The organism is Cohnella sp. GbtcB17 (genome assembly GCF_019091135.1).
GTDB lineage: Bacteria > Bacillota > Bacilli > Paenibacillales > Paenibacillaceae > Cohnella.
Map to the genome: position 1 here is coordinate 1 of NZ_JAGXJW010000226.1, position 288 is coordinate 288.

Genomic DNA, 288 nt, shown 5'->3' on the forward strand with positions numbered 1-288 from the left:
CGACGACTCGGCCTTTGAAGATCGGGCTATCTTTGGGGGGCGTGCTTCCGTCGGTCGTGTAGTTGATGATTTGCCCTTCGGGAGCCGACAGCTTCAGCTTGCTGTTGCGCGCTACCGTGACAGGAGCGGTAGCGGACCCGTCTACGCTTGCTTTGCCGGCTGTGGCAACGATAGAAGGCTTAGGTGTCGGTGCCGGTCCTCCCGGACCCATGCTAACCGGCTCTACCTTTTACCACACACCCATCAATACCGGACTATTCTCTTTGCCCTGAACAATGGTAATGGCCC

1 protein-coding gene is annotated in these 288 nt (G+C 58.0%); it reads right to left on the reverse strand.

Translation table 11 applies throughout. The features are described 5' to 3' along the window. Window positions 1-211 (reverse strand): chitobiase/beta-hexosaminidase C-terminal domain-containing protein (locus KVT38_RS33665; RefSeq protein ID WP_217598066.1); only part of this gene is annotated, 211 nt, incomplete at its 3' end. Between the last annotated feature and the right edge of the window lie 77 nt (window positions 212-288).